Here is a 16,221-nt window from a genome sequence, read left to right on the forward strand (position 1 = left end):
CCGCACGGATTCGGGGGTACATGCGTCTGGTGGTCGGAGATCAGGCCGTGAACGCGTAGTCCCCGAGCGGGAAGCTCCGGCTGCGCCACCACGCCTCGGGCGTGCTCGCCGGGCGTAGCGGCACATCGCCGTTGCGATCGAAGTAGTAACTGTTCGCCAACGAGCAGCTGTCCTGCCAGAAGATCTGCCGGTGCCGTTTGCGCATCATCTCGTCGAAATAGCGCGCATTGGCCTCCTCGCGGACCTCGACCCTGGTGGCGCCGGTCCGGGCCGCCTCCCGCAGGCACCGCACGATATGGCGGGTCTGTGTCTCGATCAGCGCGAAGTACGACGAGCCGACGTAACCGTAGGGTCCGCAGACGTTGTAGAAGTTCGGGAAGCCCGGCACGCTGACACCCTCGTAGGCCTGCATGCGGTTTTCGGTCCAGAACTCGGCGAGCGATCGGCCGTCGGCGCCGATCAGCGGGAAGGTTCCCGAATCGACGTCGAGCACCGCGAAACCCGTTGCCAGTATCAGCACATCGATCTCATGTGCGGTCCCGTCCGAGGTCACCACGGCAGTCGGGGTGACCTCCGCGATGGGCTCGGTGATCAGGTCGACATTGTCCCGGTTGAATGTGCTCAGGTAGCTATTGTGGAAAGCCGGTCGCTTACATCCCACGGCGTACCGCGGGGTCAGCTTGTCCCGCAGCACCGGGTCCTTGACCTCGCGGCGTAGATAATTCAGGCCGAGGCGCCGGGTGCCGCCGCTGAGTGGGAACACGCTGTGGTACTGCGCGGTCAGCGGGAACGTCACCTCGACATAGGCCTGGCTGAGCGCGCGCTGCACGGCGCTGCCGAGCGGTAACCGCATGGCCCAGCGTGCCGGGGCGGGCAGCGGCATGTCGAGTTTGGGGAAGCACCAGATCGGTGTTCGCTGAAAAACGTTGAGCTGCTCGACGATCGGGGCGATCTCCGGGATCAGCTGCACCGCGGAGGCGCCGGTGCCGATCACGGCGACCCGTTTACCGGCCAGGTCGATGCCGTGGTCCCAGCGGGCGGTGTGCATCGTGGTCCCGGCGAAGGTCCCCACCCCGGCGATATCGGGCATCTTGGGCACATTGAGCACGCCGGCGGCATTGATCAGGTGCCGTGCCGTGATGCTGCCACCATCGGTCTGCACGACCCACTGGTTGTTCTCGGTGTCGAAACGTGCGCCGGTGACCTCGGTGTCGAACCGGATCCGCGGAGTGATCCCATACTTTTCGACACAGTGATCGGCATACGCCTTCAACTCCCGGCCGGGCGCATAGGTGCGCGACCAATCCGGACTCTGTTCGAACGAGAATTGATAGGAGAACGACGGGATGTCCACGGCGATACCGGGATAGGTGTTCCAGTACCAGGTGCCGCCGACCTCGGCGCCGGCCTCCACGATCAGGTAGTCACCCAGCTCCGCTCGGTCCAGGGCGATGGCCGCACCGATACCGGAGAATCCGGCGCCGATGATCAGCGTATGGATATCCGGTGTCATGGGACTCACGGATGGAGCGCGGTTCGCAGTGCGGCGATACCGCGATCGGCGGCCTCGGTCGCCACGGCCGATGCCAGGGCCAGGCTCACGAAGCCATGAACCAACGTGGGTTCGTTGCTGTGCTGCACCGTGACCCCCGCCGCTGACAGCATCTCGGCGTACTTCGCACCGTCGTCGCGTAGCGGATCGTGCTCGGCGGTACCGATATAGGCGGGCGGCAACCCCGCCAGCGATTTGGCGTTGGCCGGTGCCACATCGGTCGGCAGGCCGGCCGGGTCGTCGAGATCGACCCCGGGCAGATACCAGGTCAGAAAGGCGTTGGTGACATCCCGATTGAGGATGTAGGCGTCGGCGTTCTCGATGAACGACGGTGCCGAACGGTCGCCGACGACCACCGGGTACCAGAGCAGCTGGAACACCAGCGGCGGGCCACCGGCATCGCGGGCCCGCAAGGCCATCACCGCCGAGAGATTCCCACCCGCTGAATCTCCAGCCACGGCAATGCGATTCGGATCGCCGCCGAGTTCCGCAGCGTGCTCACCGACCCATTGCAGAGCGGCCCAGGCATCCTCGACCCCGGCGGGGAAGGGATGCTCGGGCGCCAGCCGGTAGTCGACCGACACCACGATGGCTTCGGCGCCCACCGAGTGCGCGCGGGCGACGTGGTCGTGGGTGTCCAGATCGCCGATCGCCCATCCACCACCGTGGTAGTACACGATGACCGGTAGGTTGTCGTGCTGGTCGACCGGCGGCCAGTAGATCCGGGCCGGGATGTCCTGCAGCTCACCGGATCCGATGACGCGCTCCTCGATACGCAGCTGCACCAGCATGTTAGGCGGTGGTTTGAGCGCACGGAACTTCTCCCTGGCGACCTCGACGCCGTCGTCGACGGAGAACGCCAGGGGCACCGCATCGAGCAGTGCCTTGAGATCGGGGTCGACGGCCGGGCGCGCAGAGGTCATGCCGTCAGGCTAACGCGGCCCGCAGCGCGGCGAGGCCGCGATCGACCGCATCGGTGGCGACCGGTACCACCCCGTGATAGCCGAGATAGCCGTGCACCAGGGTTTCGGCGTTGTGGACCTGTGCGGTCACCCCGGCGTCGGTGAGCAGTTCGCCATAGCGGACGCCGTCATCGCGCAGCGGGTCGTAGCCGGCGACCGCAATATATGCCGGTGCGACACCGGCCAGGGACGCCGCGCGGGCAGGAACCAGCGTTGCCGGTGGATTCTTCAGATCGGTACCGCCGGCGTAGAGCACCGAGAAGCCGCCGACGGCGCCGCGCCCGAGGATCGGCGCGTCGGCGTTCTCGGTGAACGAGGGTAGTGAGGTGTCCCAGGTGGTGGCCGGATACCAGAGCAGCTGCATCCGCAGGTCCAGTCCGGCGTCGCGGGCCAGCAGGGCGACCACCGCGGCCAGATTTCCGCCGGCGGAATCCCCGGCGACGGCGATGCGGGTGGCGTCGGCGCCCAGTTCGTCGGCGTGGGCGGCCACCCACTGCGTCACGGCCCAACAGTCGTCGACGGCGGCGGGGTAGGGATGTTCAGGGGCCAGCCGGTAGTCCACCGACACCACGACCGCGCCGGCGCCGACGGCGTGCTCGCGTGCGGTGCCGTCATAGGTGTCCAGATCGCCGACCACCCAGCCACCGCCGTGCAGGAACAGCACCACCGGCGGGCAGGAGCGAAGCGACCCGGGGATTGATACCGGCGGGCAGGAGTCCTGGGTCGGCGGCCAGTAGATCCGCACCGGGACGCCGGCGATGGTGCGGTCCTCGGTGCGCAGCTCGGGGTGCACCTCCCGGCGTGGTAACGCGCGGAAGCGCTCGCGGGCGGCCTCGGGGCCACCGTCCATGGTCAATTGGAACGGCACCGCTTCCAGTACCTTCTCCAGGATGGGGTCCAAGGCGGGTCTGTCGGTACCGGTTTCAGGCATGGCAACACCGTACGCAGCGCGACGCACCCGGCTGCTGTGGGCTCTCGCGGTGGCGGTGGGAGCCGGCTACGGCGTCTTCCTGATCACCGTCGCGCTGCGGGTGCCCGCCGGTGCCGAGCTCACCGGGCAGTTCGCGCTGCAACCTGCGGTCAAGGCGTCCGCCGCGGTGCTGCTGGCGCTGGCGGCCTGGACGCACCCGGTGGCCCGAGAGCGGTGCTGGTTGATCGCGGCGCTGGTCGGTTCGGCAGCCGGGGACTACCTGCTGGCCATGCCGTGGTGGGAGCCGTCGTTCGTGCTGGGGTTGGCCTCGTTTTTGATCGCGCACCTGTGCTTCCTGGCCGCGCTGCTCCCGCTGGTGGCCCGGCAACGGTCCCGGTTGATCGCGGCCGGGTTGGTCGTGGTGGCCTGTCTGGTGCTGCTGGTGTGGTTCTGGCCGGCCCTGCTGGAGCAAGGCATGGCACTGCCGGTGACGGTGTACATGGCCGTGCTCGTGGCAATGGTCTGCGCGGCGCTGCTGGCTCGGTTGCCGACGCGCTGGACCGCGCTGGGCGCGCTGTGTTTCGCGGTATCGGATTCGATGATCGGCATCAGCAAGTTCGTCCTCGGCGACGAACGGCTGGCTGTCCCGATCTGGTGGGCCTATGCGGCATCGCTGTTCCTGATCACCGCCGGGTTCTTCTTCGGTCGCGCACGCGGGGCGCGTGCCTAGTGGGCGTGCGGTGACCCCGACGACGCGACACCCCGCCGAGCACGAACCCATCGCGCGGGTGGTCCCGATGCTGTCGGTTCCGCACCTGGACCGGGACTTCGACTATCTGGTGTCGGCCGAGCAGTCCGATGACGCTCAGCCCGGGGTCCGGGTGCGGGTGCGTTTCCATGGCCGCCTGGTCGACGCCTTCGTCCTCGAACGACGTTCGGACACCGACCATGCCGGCAAGTTGGGCTGGCTGGACCGGGTCATCTCGCCCGAGCCGGTGTTGACTCCTGATATCCGCCGTCTGGTCGACGCGGTGGCCGCGCGTTATGCCGGGACCCGACCCGACGTGTTGCGCCTTGCGGTGCCTCCACGGCATGCCCGGGCCGAGAAACCCGCATCGCCACCGGAGCGGGCCGAGCTCGCGCCTGTCGACAGCACCGCGTGGAGCGCGTACGGCCGCGGCGAACAGTTCGTCGCCGCCTTGGGTGACGGCCGGGCCGCGCGCGCGGTGTGGCAGGCGCTGCCCGGGGAGAACTGGGCCGAGCGGCTCGCCGAGATCGCCGCGGTGACCGTGCAGGCCGGCCGCGGCGCGTTGATCATCGTGCCCGATCAGCGTGATGTCGATGCCGTGCATCGAGCTGCGCTGCCGCTCGCCGGGGATCAAGTGGTGGCGTTGTCGGCCGGGCTGGGACCGGCGCAGCGGTACCGGCGCTGGCTTTCGGTGCTGCGGGGGCAGGCCCGGCTGGTCATCGGCACCCGCAGCGCGGTGTTCGCGCCTGTCGCCGAGCTGAGTCTCATCGCGGTCTGGGATGACGGTGACGACTCGCTGTCCGAGCCGCGCGCCCCGTATCCGCACGCGCGCGATGTCGCGATGCTGAGGGCCCACCAATTGCGTTGCGCGGCAGTCATCGGTGGTTATGCGCGCACCGCCGAGGCGCACGCGTTGGTGCGTACTCGGTGGGCCCACGACCTGGTGGCGACCCGGGCCGTGGTGCGCCAGTACGCACCTCGGGTGGTCGCGCTGGACGACAACGCCTTCGATCACGCCCGCGACCCGGCCGCCCATACCGCCCGGCTGCCGTCGATGGCGTTACGGACGGCGCGGGCAGCACTGGAAGCCGGGCACCCGGTGCTCGTCCAGGTGCCCCGGCGCGGTTACATCCCGGCGCTGGCGTGTGCGAAGTGCCGGACCGTCGCACGCTGCCGGCACTGCACGGGCCCGCTTCAGCTCACCGGGCGCGACGCCCATGGCGCGGTCTGTCGGTGGTGCGCCCGCACCGATCTGATGCTGCGCTGCGCCAACTGCGGCTCCGACGCTGTACGGGCCGTCGTGGTGGGCGCGCGGCGCACCGCAGAGGAACTCGGCCGCGCGCTGCCGGGTGCCAGCGTCATCACCTCCGGGGGAGATTCGTTGATCTCGACGGTGCCCGCCAAGCCCGCCGTCGTGGTATCAACCCCCGGTGCGGAACCGGTGGCCGAGGGTGGGTACGGCGCAGCGCTGCTGCTCGATGGCTGGGCACTGCTTGGCCGCCAGGACCTACGTGCCGCCGAGGACACCCTGCGCCGTTGGATGGCCGCCTCGGCACTGGTGCGCAGCCGTGCCGACGGCGGCACGGTGGCCGTGATCGCCGAGTCGGCGATCCCGACCGTGCAAGCTCTGATCCGCTGGGATCCGCTGGGGCACGCCGAATCCGAACTGGCCGCCCGCGATGAGGTGGCGCTACCGCCCGCGGTGCACCTCGCGGTGCTCGACGGGGTGCCCGAGGCGGTGCATGCCCTGCTTGATGCCGCACAGTTGCCCGAGGACGCGGAGCCGCTGGGTCCGGTGGACCTGCCGCCGGGGGCCCGCCGGCCGCCCGGTCTCGCGGTGGACAGCCCGGTGGCGCGCATGCTGGTGCGGGTCCCGCGATCCGGCGGGCTGGACCTGGCCGCGGCGTTGCGGCGGGCGGTGAATTCGCTCAGTTCGCGCCACGATCACGAGCCGGTTCGCGTCCAAATCGACCCGTTGCACATAGGCTAGCGACGACCGCGGCGGGAGGTGCGTGATGGGACGGCTGTTCAAGATGCTGATCCCTTTGCTGCTCATCGCGTTTGGCGTGCTCTGGCCGGTGGTGTTCAGCGCCGGGTTCGACAATGCCGCTGCACATGACGGCGGGGTAGCCGAGGATCCGGTGCGTATCACCGAGTACCGCGCGCATTACACGGTCTCCGCCGACGGTGAACTGCATGCCGTCGAGACCATCACCGGGGACTTTCCGTCCGGCAGGCACGGCATCTTCCGCTACTGGGACATCACCAATCAGAACAACCCGAACGTGCGACAGGTGCCCGATATCGAATCGGTGCTCCTCGACGGTGACCCCGAGCCGTACCAGTTGCTGTGGGAGGGCCGGGAACGGTTCCGGGTGGCCAAGATCGGCGATGCGGACTGGACCCTGGACCCCGGCAGTCATGTCTACGAGATCCGTTACTCGGTGCCCGGGGTGCTCGATCCGGGAATCACCGGAGCAGGCCGGGAGTTCCCGTCCGGGACGGGTGGGGACGAGGCCGAGACGGTGTTCTTCTGGAACGTCGTGGCCCCGGGGTGGAACAACCGTATCGATAACGCGGACATCACCGTCACACTGCCGGCGCCGGTCATCGGCGCGCAGTGCGCGATCGGATACGGCGTCGGCCGAGCGTGCGCCGACCTGACCGTGCAGGGCCGGACGGTGGCACTGTCGGCGCAGGACCTCCCGCCGCACACCCCACTGACGGTGCGTGCAGGGATGGACATGCCGACGCCGGCGCGTGCAGAGGTGCCGTGGAACCACCACTGGGACCGGATCCTCGGCCAATCGGTCACCCCGGTGGTGGTGTTGGTGGGCTTCTCGGCACTCGCCGGGGCGATCGCACTGCTGTGGTTCCGCAGCACCGTCGAACGCGCGCCCGGCTTCGGACTGCAGTACGCGCCGCCGCCCGGTCTCGGGCCGGTCCAGGTGGAGTACATCCGCACCGAATCGGTTCCCAAGCACGGCCTCACCGCGACGCTGTTCTACCTGGCCGAACGCCGACTCGTGGAGCTGCGTCAGGTCAACGAGCACCACTGGGATGTCACGGGCACCGCCCAAGCCGGCGCGTGGGCCGATGTCGACCCGGTCACCGTCGCCGTCGGTTCGGCACTGAAGGTGATGGGGCCCGGCGCGACGTTCTCGGCGAAGAAATCGGCGAAATCGGGGGAGAAGCTCACCAAGGCCAAGTCGGATATGGCCGACGCGGTGCGCAAGTGGGCGCTCGACGAAGGCCTGATCGTGAAGCGGGGCAGCGAACTGTGGCTGCGCGCGGCCAACGCACTGGCCGCCATCCTGATGGTCTGCGGATTCTGCCGGTGGGGGTTCCCGACCACGTTGTGGGCGTTGCCGTTCGCGGTCTTTTTCCTGTTCTCGGCCGCCTCCTGGGGAGACGGTATCGGTACGCGGCGGACCGCGGCCGGTCGCATGCTGTGGTCGCAGGCCGGCGGGTTCCACCGCGTGCTGGCCACCGATTCCGCGGAGAGCCGATTCGATTTCGCGGCCCGCAAGGATCTCTACACCGCCTATATCCCCTTCGCGGTGGCGGCGGGTGTCGCGGCGCTGTGGGCGCAGAAGTATCAGGCGAGCACCGGTATGGTTGCACCGCAACCGGATTGGTACAACTCGTCGTCAGCGACGAGCAGCCCGTCGAGTTTCAGCTCGGATGGGCCGAGTTTCGACAGTTTCGAGTCAGCGTTGTCGTCGTCGATCGGCGCCTATACCGCATCGCAGTCGTCCTCATCCGGCGGCAGCAGTAGCAGCAGCGGAGGCAGCAGTGGTGGTGGCGGCGGCGGTGGCGGCGGTGGAGGAGGAGGAGGCTCATGGTGAGGGCCGTGCTCGTTCTGGTGTTGCTGCTCGCGGTGGCGGTGTTGGTCGTCATCGTGGTCGGCTACAACAAGCTCAGATCTGCCGATCTGCGGGTGGCGGAGGCGCTCTCGGGTATCGACGTCGAACTGACCCGGCGAGCGTCGCTGATCCCCAGCCTGGTGCACACCGTTGGGACCTTCGCCGCCCACGAGCAAGCTGTCCTCGACCGGGTGGCCCGGGCCGGCGCCGCATTGGACGCCGCTGCCGGCGGTGCCTCGGTGACCCAACGCAGTGCGGCCGAGAGCCAACTCGACAGCGCGGTCGGCCGAGTTCTCGCGCTCGGCGCGAGCTACCCGCAACTGGGTTCGTCGGACAACTTCCTCAACCTGCAGCAGAACCTGACCGACACCGAGAACAAGCTGGCCTTCGCGCGTCAGTACTACAACGATGCGGTGGCCGGGGCGAATCGACTCATCACCACCATGCCGTGGATGTTCGTCGCGCCGATAGCCGGGGTGAGCGAGCGCGAGTTCTATCAGACACCACGGCTTACCTAGACTGACGCGGTGCGTCTCATCTTTGCCGGTACCCCCGAACCCGCGCTGCCATCGCTGCGCACTCTGGTGGACTCCCAGAATCACGACGTGATCGCGGTGCTGACCCGGCCGGATGCGGCAGCTGGACGCCGTGGCAAGCCTGCGCCGTCCCCGGTGGCGCAGTTCGCCGCCGAGCGAGGTATCCCCGTGCTCAAACCCGAGCGGCCCAACAGCGCCGAATTCGTGGCAGAACTCAGCGAGCTGGCCCCCGATGCCTGCGCCGTGGTGGCCTACGGGGCGCTGTTGCGCGATGAACTACTGGCCGTACCCACCCACGGCTGGGTGAACCTGCACTTCTCGCTGCTGCCCGCCTGGCGCGGCGCCGCGCCGGTGCAGGCCGCGATCGCTGCCGGGGACACCGTCACCGGAGCGACCACCTTTCGTATCGAACGCGATCTGGATTCCGGACCCATCTTCGGGGTCGTCACCGAAACCGTCGCGCCCACCGACACTGCCGGCGATCTGCTTGCCCGATTGTCTGTTTCGGGCGCCGGGCTGCTGGCGGCCACGATGGACGGTATCGCAGACGGCTCGCTGACTCCGGTGCGCCAGCCCGCCGAAGGGATCACGGTGGCCCCGAAGATCACCGTCGACGAGGCGCGGGTGCGCTGGGAGTTACCAGCCCATGTCGTCGACCGGCGCATTCGGGCCGTCACGCCGAATCCGGGGGCGTGGACCATGATCGGCGACGTGCGGGTGAAGGTGGGACCCGTACGCGCTGACGAGGACAAGGAGCTCGCCGTCGGTGAGATCGAGGTGGGCAAGCGCGATGTGTGGATCGGTACCGGCTCGAATGCGGTGGTACTCAGCTGGATTCAACCTCCCGGCAAGAAACCGATGAACGCCGCAGATTGGGCGCGCGGGGCGCGGCCGGACGCATCGGTGCGTGCGCTGTGAGCCGCCCGGGACAGGCCCGGGGCGGGCGACCGCCGCATCGTCAGGGCCAGCGCGGTCCGCAGCGCAAGGGCCCGCAACGCAGCCCGCTGGACCCGGCCCGCCGGGCAGCATTCGACACCCTGCGTGCGGTCACCGAGCGGGATGCCTATGCCAACCTGACACTTCCGGCGTTGCTGCGCGAGCGGGGGATCAGTGGGCGTGACGCAGCTTTCGCCACCGAGCTGGCCTATGGCACCTGTCGGGTCCGCGGACTGTTGGATGCGGTGATCGCCGCCGCCGCGGGCCGGGACATCGACCGCATCGACCCGGTGCTGCTGGACCTGCTTCGGCTTGGTGCCTATCAGCTGTTGCGCACCAGGGTCGATGCGCATGCGGCGGTGGACACCACCGTCGACCAGGCGGGGATCGAATTCGATTCGGTACGAGCCGGTTTCGTCAACGGTGTGCTGCGCAAGATCGCGGGCCAGGACGAGGCGGCCTGGGTAGCCGAGCTCGCACCGTCGGCGAGCACCGACCCGGTCGGTCATGCCGCGTTCGTGCATGCGCACCCGCGCTGGGTCGCACAGGCCTTCGTCGATGCGCTCGGTGCCCAAGCCGGTGAACTGAATGCGCTGCTGGCCAGCGATGATGAGCGCCCGGTGGTGCACCTGGTCGCTCGGCCAGGCGTGCTGACCGCGGCCGAGCTGGCCGAGCAGACCGGCGGCACCGTCGGCCGGTACTCGCCCTATGCGGTCTATCTGCCGGGCGGCGACCCGGCCGATATCGCCGCGGTGCGCGAGGGTGCCGCGCTGGTGCAGGACGAGGGCTCGCAATTGGTGGCACGCGCGCTGACACTGGCCAGCCTCGAAGGAGATGACGGTGGCCAGTGGCTCGACCTGTGTTCTGGCCCGGGTGGTAAGACCGCCCTGATCGGCGCGTTGATCAGGTCGTCGGCGGGCACATCCGCGGTCAGGGTGACCGCGGTGGAACCGGCCGAGCACCGAGCCGATTTCGTGGTGCAGAACACCTCGGGACTGCCGGTCGACGTGTTGCGGGTCGACGGGCGTGAGACCGGCTTGGCGGCCGGCAGTTTCGATCGGGTGCTCGTCGACGCGCCGTGTACCGGGCTCGGCGCGTTGCGGCGTCGGCCCGAGGCGCGTTGGCGGCGCCAGCCCGGCGATGTGCCTGCACTGGGCCGGTTGCAGCGGGAGCTGCTGGGCTCGGCGATCGGCCTCACCAGGCCCGGTGGGGTGGTGTTGTACGCGACCTGCTCTCCGCATCTGGCAGAGACCGTCGGTGTGGTCGCCGATGCGTTGCGAAGGCACCCGGTGACCGCGCTGGACACGCGCGAGTTCTTCCCCGGGGTGGACCGCCTGGGCGACGGACCGTACGTGCAGCTCTGGCCCCATCGGCACGGCACCGACGCGATGTTCGCCGCGGCACTTCGTGTGGGGTCGACGGCGGGTTGAGGGCGAGCGCAGTGACGGGAAGTAATGAGGGCGAGCGCAGCGACGGGGTGGGCAAAAAGTAGGCTGACCGGCATGGCAGGTCTCACTCCCAGCGCACCGCTGATCGCTCCGTCCATCCTGTCCGCGGATTTCGCCAGGCTTTCCGACGAGGTCGCCGCGGTGGCGGGAGCCGATTGGTTGCACGTCGACGTGATGGACAACCATTTCGTGCCGAATCTGACGTTGGGCCTGCCGGTGGTGGAGAGCCTGCTCAAAGCGACCGATATCCCGATGGACTGCCATCTGATGATCGATCAGCCCGAGCGCTGGGCACCGCCGTACGCCGAGGCGGGCGCATACAACGTCACCTTTCACGCCGAGGCGACCGACAACCCGGTCGGGGTAGCGCGCGATATCCGTGCCGCCGGCGCCAAGGCCGGGCTCTCGGTGAAGCCCGGTACGCCATTGGAGCCTTACCTGGAGATCCTGCGTGAGTTCGACACTCTGTTGGTGATGTCGGTCGAGCCCGGCTTCGGTGGCCAGAAGTTCATCCCCGAGGTGCTCGCCAAGGTGGCCACCGCCCGGCGGTTGGTCGACGCCGGTGAGCTGACCATCGTGGTGGAGATCGACGGCGGTATCAATGCCGACACCATCGAACAGGCCGCCGAGGCCGGGGTGGACTGTTTCGTGGCGGGTTCGGCGGTGTACAGCGCCGAGGATCCTGCCGACGCGGTGGCCCGGTTGCGTAGGCAGGCCGCGGCGTCCTCTCCGCACCTGACGCTGTGACCCCCGAAGCCGCGATGCGGCTGGCGATCGAGCAGTCCGAGCGGGTGAAGGGCGCGACGTACCCGAATCCGCCGGTGGGCGCGGTCATCCTGGATGCCGGGGGAGAGGTCGTCGGTGTCGGTGCGACCGAACCCACCGGTGGTGCGCATGCCGAGGTGATCGCCATGCGACGGGCCGGTGAACTGGCACGTGGCGGCACGGCGGTGGTCACATTGGAGCCGTGCAACCACCACGGTCGCACCCCGCCGTGCGTGGACGGGTTGTTGGCCGCCGGTGTGGCACAGGTGGTCTACGCGGTCGATGATCCCAATCCGATCGCGGCAGGCGGATCGGCACGGCTGCGTGAGGCCGGCGTCGTGGTCCGATCCGGTGTCGAGGCCGGCGCGGTGGCCGGTGGACCGTTGCGAGAGTGGTTACACAAACAGCGCACCGGATTACCGCACGTCACCTGGAAGTTCGCGACGAGTATCGATGGCCGCAGCGCGGCTGCCGATGGCAGCAGTCAGTGGATCACCAGCGAGGCCGCCCGTGCCGACGTTCACCGGCATCGCGGCACGATCGAGGCCATCATCGTCGGCACCGGAACGGTTTTCGTCGACGACCCGACCTTGACCGCCCGCCGACCGGACGGCAGTCTCGCTGAGCGTCAACCCCTGCGCGTCGTCGTTGGTGAGCGCGAAATCTCTTCGGAGGCAAATGTTCTCAACGACGATACGCGCACGATGGTGATCCGAACCCATGACCCACACGAGGTCATCAGGGCGCTGTCCGATCGCACCGCGGTCTTGTTGGAGGGCGGACCGACGTTGGCGGGTGCGTTCCTGCGGGCCGGCGTGATCGACCGGATCCTCGCCTATGTGGCGCCCATCCTGTTGGGCGGTCCCATCACCGCCGTCGATGACATCGGTGTGTTGAACATGGCGGGCGCGCAGCGGTGGCGCTTCGACGCCATCGAGCCGCTCGGTCCAGACGTGCGCCTGAGCCTGGTACCCAATTGACCGCCCGGTGTGAGTGCCCCCACATCGATTAGCCGATGTGATGTCGGCCGAATCGCCTGGTAGTCGGCGTGTGATGAGTGTCGCGACCAGCCGCCTCGGCGGCTGCGCCGGTACAGTTCAAGTGAGCGCCCTTCACCGACGAGTTGCGCGTGATGAGCACTAGTAAAGGACGTGAGCATGACTGCTTTGCAGGACTGGCTCAGCATCAGCCCGATGAACCCCCGTGCCGTGAAAACGTTGTTCTTCGACCTGCTGCGGGTGGGCAACGACCGACCGCAGTGCAGCCACGGACCCAAGATCATGCGGCCCGGGCTGGAACGCTGCTGATTTGCTGAATCCACCGATCCGGTAACACGGGCATCCCCGGCAGAAATGCCGGAGATGTAAAAGGTAGGGCCCACATCTCTGTCCGGATCCGCAATGATGGCTCGCGTGAGGGTACTTCCGCTCGAAACTATCGGGCCGGAGGGGAGAGGGCGGTTGTCATGGTGGCGCAGCATCGACGGTCCGGCACGGAACGTCTTCTTTCGCTGGCGCCGCTGACGGTGTTGGAACTGAATCCCGCCGAGTTGGTCAGCTGTGCCGCCGAGGCCGGTTTCGACGCGGTAGGGCTCAGACTCATCCCCGCCACCGATCAGGAGCCGGTGCGCCCGACCATCGGAATGACGGCGTTGATCAAAGAAACCCGTCGTCGCCTTGATGATTCGGGTCTTCAGCTACTGGACGTCGAGGTTGTCCGGCTGGTGCCGGACACGAACGTACGCCCCGATTTCGAGGGCATCCTGGAGACCGGCGCCTTTCTCGGGGCCAGTGAGGTCCTGGTGACCGGATATGACCCGGATCACCACCGCGCTGCGCACAATCTGGCCGAACTATCCGTCCTGGCAGCTGAATACGGGATGACTGTCAACCTGGAACCGATGCCCTGGACTGCGGTGCGCAACGTGGCCGAGGGCGCCGCACTCGTCGCGCAGTGCCCGGTGCCGGCAGGTTTGTTGATCGATGCCATCCACTATGACCGTGCCGGGAACAATCCCGGCGAACTGGAAGCGCTACCGCGTGAGTGGATCCGGTACGTACAGATCTGTGATGCGCCGGCCGAGCGGCCGGCGACGATGGCGGAGCTCATCCATCAGGGTCGCTGCGCGCGTCTGTTACCGGGTGCGGGGGGCATCGATCTGGTGTCGATGATGCGGGCGCTGCCCGACGATGTGCCGGTGAGCGTGGAGGCTCCGCTGCACAGCGATGCACCGGCGACGCTGCGTGCGGCACTTGCGGCGAAGTCCGCTCGGGATGTGCTGGGTCTCGTTGCCGACCGTGAGTTGTCGCCGTTGTCCCGGTCCGCCTGACAGGTCCAGGATCGACACAACGCGGGCCACACAACGCGGATCTCAGAATCGTGCATCAGTTTCGCCGGGTCGCCGCACTCTGCGGCGGGCTCTTGCTCGTGATCGCGGTTGTCGGGGTGGGAGCGCACTTCGTGGGGGTGACCAGCACGCTGGTGGCCTGGGCCGCCTCGTTCACACCCATCGCCGTGCTGGTCGCGGCAGCGGCGTTGCTTGCCTGTGTGGTCGGCGGCCGGCGCTGGATGGCCTTGGCTGCGGCTGCCGTGCTGGGAATCGGTGTGGCGACGCAGGTACCGCTGTATCGCGGTACGGCGGATGTGCGGGCAGCTGATACACATATACGACTGATGCAGGCCAACATTCGGCTCGGTGGCGCGGATGCCACCGCCCTGCGTGCCGAGGTGGCCGAGCGCGCCGTCGATCTGCTGACCGTGATCGAGCTGACCGACCAAGCCGTGACAAACCTGTCTGCCGCGGGCCTACGTAGGACGCTGCCGTATGCGTGTGAGCGGCCCCGTGCCGGTGGCGGTGGGGCGGGGCTCTACTCGCGATATCCGTTACGCAACTGCGCCGAACTCGACGGATTCGTTTTGAACAACGTGCGGGCGGTGGCGGATGTACCGGGAGCGGGGGCGACCGCCGTGTACGCGCTGCACCCACTTCCGCCGTACCCGGAACCGGCCTGGAAATGGGTATTCGAGCTCAAGAGACTGCGACCGGTGTTCGAAAGCGACCAGCATCCAATCCTGGTCGGCGCGGATTTCAACTCGACCTACGATCACAAGCAGTACCGCGAACTGATCGCCAACTCATCCCGTCCTGGTACCGCACCGCTGCTGGATGCTGCTGAGTATGTGGGTGCGGGCGTGGTGCCCACGTTTCCCGCCGGCCGTCTTGTTCCGCCGGTGCTGGCGATCGATCGAATCCTGGCCCGCGGTTTCACGCCACTTTCGTTTGAGCGGTTTGCGCTACCGGGATCGGACCACATGGGAGTGGTGAGCACGGTAGCTGTAACTCATCGGGTTCCATCGTCGCGATAGTGCATCATCCTGTGATGCATTGATGTGCAGAAGGTTTCGTATCGGTGGGCGCGCTGTGGTCTACGTCATAACCTAGTAGGTAGCTGACAATTTCATGTGAGTGCTCGCTAATGTCGTTCTCGCAACCAAACTTCTACAGCGGTGGGCCGCATGTGCACGATGTCTGCACTCTGCATGTCTGGGTCTTCCGAATGCGAAAGGCAAAGAGCACCTTGACGGATACGGTGGAGGGCGCGGGTGTCGAGCAAATGATGAAGCCGATGTCCATGCGCCCGCACGCGGCGATCGGCAAACTCATTGGGCATCGCGACGATGACGACTCCGTGCGCAGATCGGATATCGACGATGATGCCCCCGGTACGGCCCGGCCCACCGTCACTGTGGTCATCCCCACCCGCAATGAGGCGCGGAACCTGCCATACGTCGCCAAACGGATGCCTGCGGTGGACCAGATCGTGGTGGTCGACGGCAACTCCGTGGACAACACGATCGACGTCGCTCGGCAACTGTGGCCAGAGGCGTTGATCGTCAACCAGACTCGTGGCGGCAAGGGCAACGCGCTGGCCTGTGGGTTCGAGGTCAGCACCGGTGACATCGTGGTGATGATCGATGCAGACGGGTCGACCGACCCAGCTGAGATCCCGGATTTCGTCGGCGCTTTGACCGCAGGCGCGGACTTCGCCAAGGGCAGTCGCTTCACCGAGGCGGGTGGTAGTGATGACATCACCAAACTGCGCAGGTTAGGCAACAAGGGATTGAACTGGCTGGTGAACCGACTCTTCGGAACCGAGTTCACCGACCTGTGCTACGGCTACAACGCATTCTGGCGGACTCACCTGAACGTGTTGGATCTTCCTCGAACCGATGTCACCGAGGCGCAGTGGGGAGACGGATTCGAGATCGAGACCGTCATCAACGTTCGGGTCGCGCTCAACGGTCTCGCCATCACGGAGGTCAGTAGCTTCGAAGGCAAGCGGATATACGGACGCAGCAACCTCAATGCCGTCACCGACGGATTGCGGGTGCTGCGCACGATCGGCCGGGAGCACAGGCGTCGCCCCACCCGTGCCGGAGTGGCACGAGCGGCTGCTTCCACGCGATGAGTAGGTTGCGCGAAAAGCTGGGTCATACG

At 67.6% G+C, this 16,221-nt stretch carries 15 protein-coding genes; 12 read left to right on the top strand and 3 right to left on the bottom strand.

Annotated features, from left to right (window positions below; all coding sequences use genetic code 11):
- Nucleotides 1-40: 40 nt before the first annotated feature.
- From PGN27_RS00080 to PGN27_RS00090, 3 genes are read right to left on the bottom strand one after another with little or no spacing between them, the layout of a single operon-like run.
- Nucleotides 41-1,513: a flavin-containing monooxygenase gene (locus PGN27_RS00080; RefSeq protein WP_335324246.1), complete on the bottom strand. Its 1,473-nt coding sequence runs from the start codon at nt 1,511-1,513 to the stop codon at nt 41-43.
- 5 nt (nt 1,514-1,518) lie between these two features.
- The gene (locus PGN27_RS00085) at nt 1,519-2,475 is read right to left on the bottom strand and encodes an alpha/beta hydrolase (RefSeq protein ID WP_335324247.1); all 957 of its coding nucleotides are present in this window, start codon (nt 2,473-2,475) and stop codon (nt 1,519-1,521) included.
- 4 nt (nt 2,476-2,479) lie between these two features.
- The gene (locus PGN27_RS00090; RefSeq protein WP_335324248.1) at nt 2,480-3,445 is read right to left on the bottom strand and encodes an alpha/beta hydrolase; all 966 of its coding nucleotides are present in this window, start codon (nt 3,443-3,445) and stop codon (nt 2,480-2,482) included.
- On the opposite strand from PGN27_RS00090, the gene PGN27_RS00095 reads away from it, so the two are divergent.
- The 12 genes from PGN27_RS00095 to PGN27_RS00150 all read left to right on the top strand — a co-directional run bounded on the left by PGN27_RS00095 (nt 3,444) and on the right by PGN27_RS00150 (nt 16,192).
- On the top strand, nt 3,444-4,154 hold the full coding sequence (locus PGN27_RS00095; protein WP_335324249.1) for a lysoplasmalogenase: 711 nt from the start codon (nt 3,444-3,446) through the stop codon (nt 4,152-4,154). The genes PGN27_RS00090 and PGN27_RS00095 overlap by 2 nt on opposite strands.
- Before the next feature lie 67 nt (nt 4,155-4,221).
- Entirely contained in the window at nt 4,222-6,162 is a 1,941-nt protein-coding gene (locus tag PGN27_RS00100) for a primosomal protein N' (protein WP_335325177.1), read from the top strand.
- A 25-nt stretch (nt 6,163-6,187) separates the two neighbouring features.
- A complete protein-coding gene (locus PGN27_RS00105) occupies nt 6,188-8,020 on the top strand; it encodes a DUF2207 domain-containing protein (RefSeq protein ID WP_335324250.1) in 1,833 nt (610 codons plus the stop codon).
- Nucleotides 8,014-8,556: a LemA family protein gene (locus PGN27_RS00110; protein ID WP_335324251.1), complete on the top strand. Its 543-nt coding sequence runs from the start codon at nt 8,014-8,016 to the stop codon at nt 8,554-8,556. Before PGN27_RS00105 ends, PGN27_RS00110 begins: the two co-directional genes overlap by 7 nt.
- A 9-nt stretch (nt 8,557-8,565) precedes the next feature.
- Entirely contained in the window at nt 8,566-9,492 is a 927-nt protein-coding gene (gene fmt, locus PGN27_RS00115) for a methionyl-tRNA formyltransferase (protein ID WP_335324252.1), read from the top strand.
- Nucleotides 9,489-10,940, top strand: a complete 1,452-nt coding sequence (locus PGN27_RS00120) for an RsmB/NOP family class I SAM-dependent RNA methyltransferase (RefSeq protein WP_418888506.1) — start codon at nt 9,489-9,491, stop codon at nt 10,938-10,940. Before fmt ends, PGN27_RS00120 begins: the two co-directional genes overlap by 4 nt.
- 72 nt (nt 10,941-11,012) lie before the next feature.
- Nucleotides 11,013-11,705 (top strand): ribulose-phosphate 3-epimerase, encoded by a 693-nt coding sequence (gene rpe, locus PGN27_RS00125; RefSeq protein ID WP_335324253.1) that lies wholly within the window; start codon nt 11,013-11,015, stop codon nt 11,703-11,705.
- A gap of 14 nt (nt 11,706-11,719) precedes the next feature.
- The gene (ribD, locus tag PGN27_RS00130; RefSeq protein WP_418888538.1) at nt 11,720-12,703 is read left to right on the top strand and encodes a bifunctional diaminohydroxyphosphoribosylaminopyrimidine deaminase/5-amino-6-(5-phosphoribosylamino)uracil reductase RibD; all 984 of its coding nucleotides are present in this window, start codon (nt 11,720-11,722) and stop codon (nt 12,701-12,703) included.
- Nucleotides 12,704-12,880: 177 nt separating this feature from the next.
- Nucleotides 12,881-13,030 carry a hypothetical protein gene (locus tag PGN27_RS00135; RefSeq protein ID WP_335324255.1) on the top strand — a complete coding sequence of 50 codons (150 nt, stop codon included), beginning with the start codon at nt 12,881-12,883 and terminating at the stop codon, nt 13,028-13,030.
- Between the two features lie 158 nt (nt 13,031-13,188).
- Nucleotides 13,189-14,052, top strand: coding sequence for a sugar phosphate isomerase/epimerase family protein (locus PGN27_RS00140; RefSeq protein ID WP_335324256.1), 864 nt, complete (start codon nt 13,189-13,191; stop codon nt 14,050-14,052).
- A gap of 98 nt (nt 14,053-14,150) precedes the next feature.
- Nucleotides 14,151-15,089, top strand: coding sequence for an endonuclease/exonuclease/phosphatase family protein (locus PGN27_RS00145; RefSeq protein WP_335324257.1), 939 nt, complete (start codon nt 14,151-14,153; stop codon nt 15,087-15,089).
- A gap of 260 nt (nt 15,090-15,349) precedes the next feature.
- A complete protein-coding gene (locus tag PGN27_RS00150; protein WP_335324258.1) occupies nt 15,350-16,192 on the top strand; it encodes a glycosyltransferase family 2 protein in 843 nt (280 codons plus the stop codon).
- Nucleotides 16,193-16,221: the final 29 nt, after the last annotated feature.

Origin of the sequence: Mycolicibacterium neoaurum, from assembly GCF_036946495.1 — a bacterium.
Classification (GTDB): domain Bacteria; phylum Actinomycetota; class Actinomycetes; order Mycobacteriales; family Mycobacteriaceae; genus Mycobacterium; species Mycobacterium neoaurum_B.

What these genes read in the sequence shown, in the direction of transcription:
- PGN27_RS00090 (WP_335324248.1), bottom strand. Translation starts at nt 3,445, where the DNA reads ATGCCTGAAACCGGTACCGACAGACCCGCCTTGGACCCCATCCTGGAG.
- PGN27_RS00080 (WP_335324246.1), bottom strand. Translation starts at nt 1,513, where the DNA reads ATGACACCGGATATCCATACGCTGATCATCGGCGCCGGATTCTCCGGT.
- rpe (WP_335324253.1), top strand. Translation starts at nt 11,013, where the DNA reads ATGGCAGGTCTCACTCCCAGCGCACCGCTGATCGCTCCGTCCATCCTG.
- PGN27_RS00140 (WP_335324256.1), top strand. Translation starts at nt 13,189, where the DNA reads ATGGTGGCGCAGCATCGACGGTCCGGCACGGAACGTCTTCTTTCGCTG.
- PGN27_RS00150 (WP_335324258.1), top strand. Translation starts at nt 15,350, where the DNA reads ATGTCCATGCGCCCGCACGCGGCGATCGGCAAACTCATTGGGCATCGC.
- PGN27_RS00095 (WP_335324249.1), top strand. Translation starts at nt 3,444, where the DNA reads ATGGCAACACCGTACGCAGCGCGACGCACCCGGCTGCTGTGGGCTCTC.
- PGN27_RS00105 (WP_335324250.1), top strand. Translation starts at nt 6,188, where the DNA reads ATGGGACGGCTGTTCAAGATGCTGATCCCTTTGCTGCTCATCGCGTTT.
- ribD (WP_418888538.1), top strand. Translation starts at nt 11,720, where the DNA reads ATGCGGCTGGCGATCGAGCAGTCCGAGCGGGTGAAGGGCGCGACGTAC.
- PGN27_RS00135 (WP_335324255.1), top strand. Translation starts at nt 12,881, where the DNA reads ATGACTGCTTTGCAGGACTGGCTCAGCATCAGCCCGATGAACCCCCGT.
- PGN27_RS00085 (WP_335324247.1), bottom strand. Translation starts at nt 2,475, where the DNA reads ATGACCTCTGCGCGCCCGGCCGTCGACCCCGATCTCAAGGCACTGCTC.
- PGN27_RS00110 (WP_335324251.1), top strand. Translation starts at nt 8,014, where the DNA reads ATGGTGAGGGCCGTGCTCGTTCTGGTGTTGCTGCTCGCGGTGGCGGTG.
- PGN27_RS00100 (WP_335325177.1), top strand. Translation starts at nt 4,222, where the DNA reads ATGCTGTCGGTTCCGCACCTGGACCGGGACTTCGACTATCTGGTGTCG.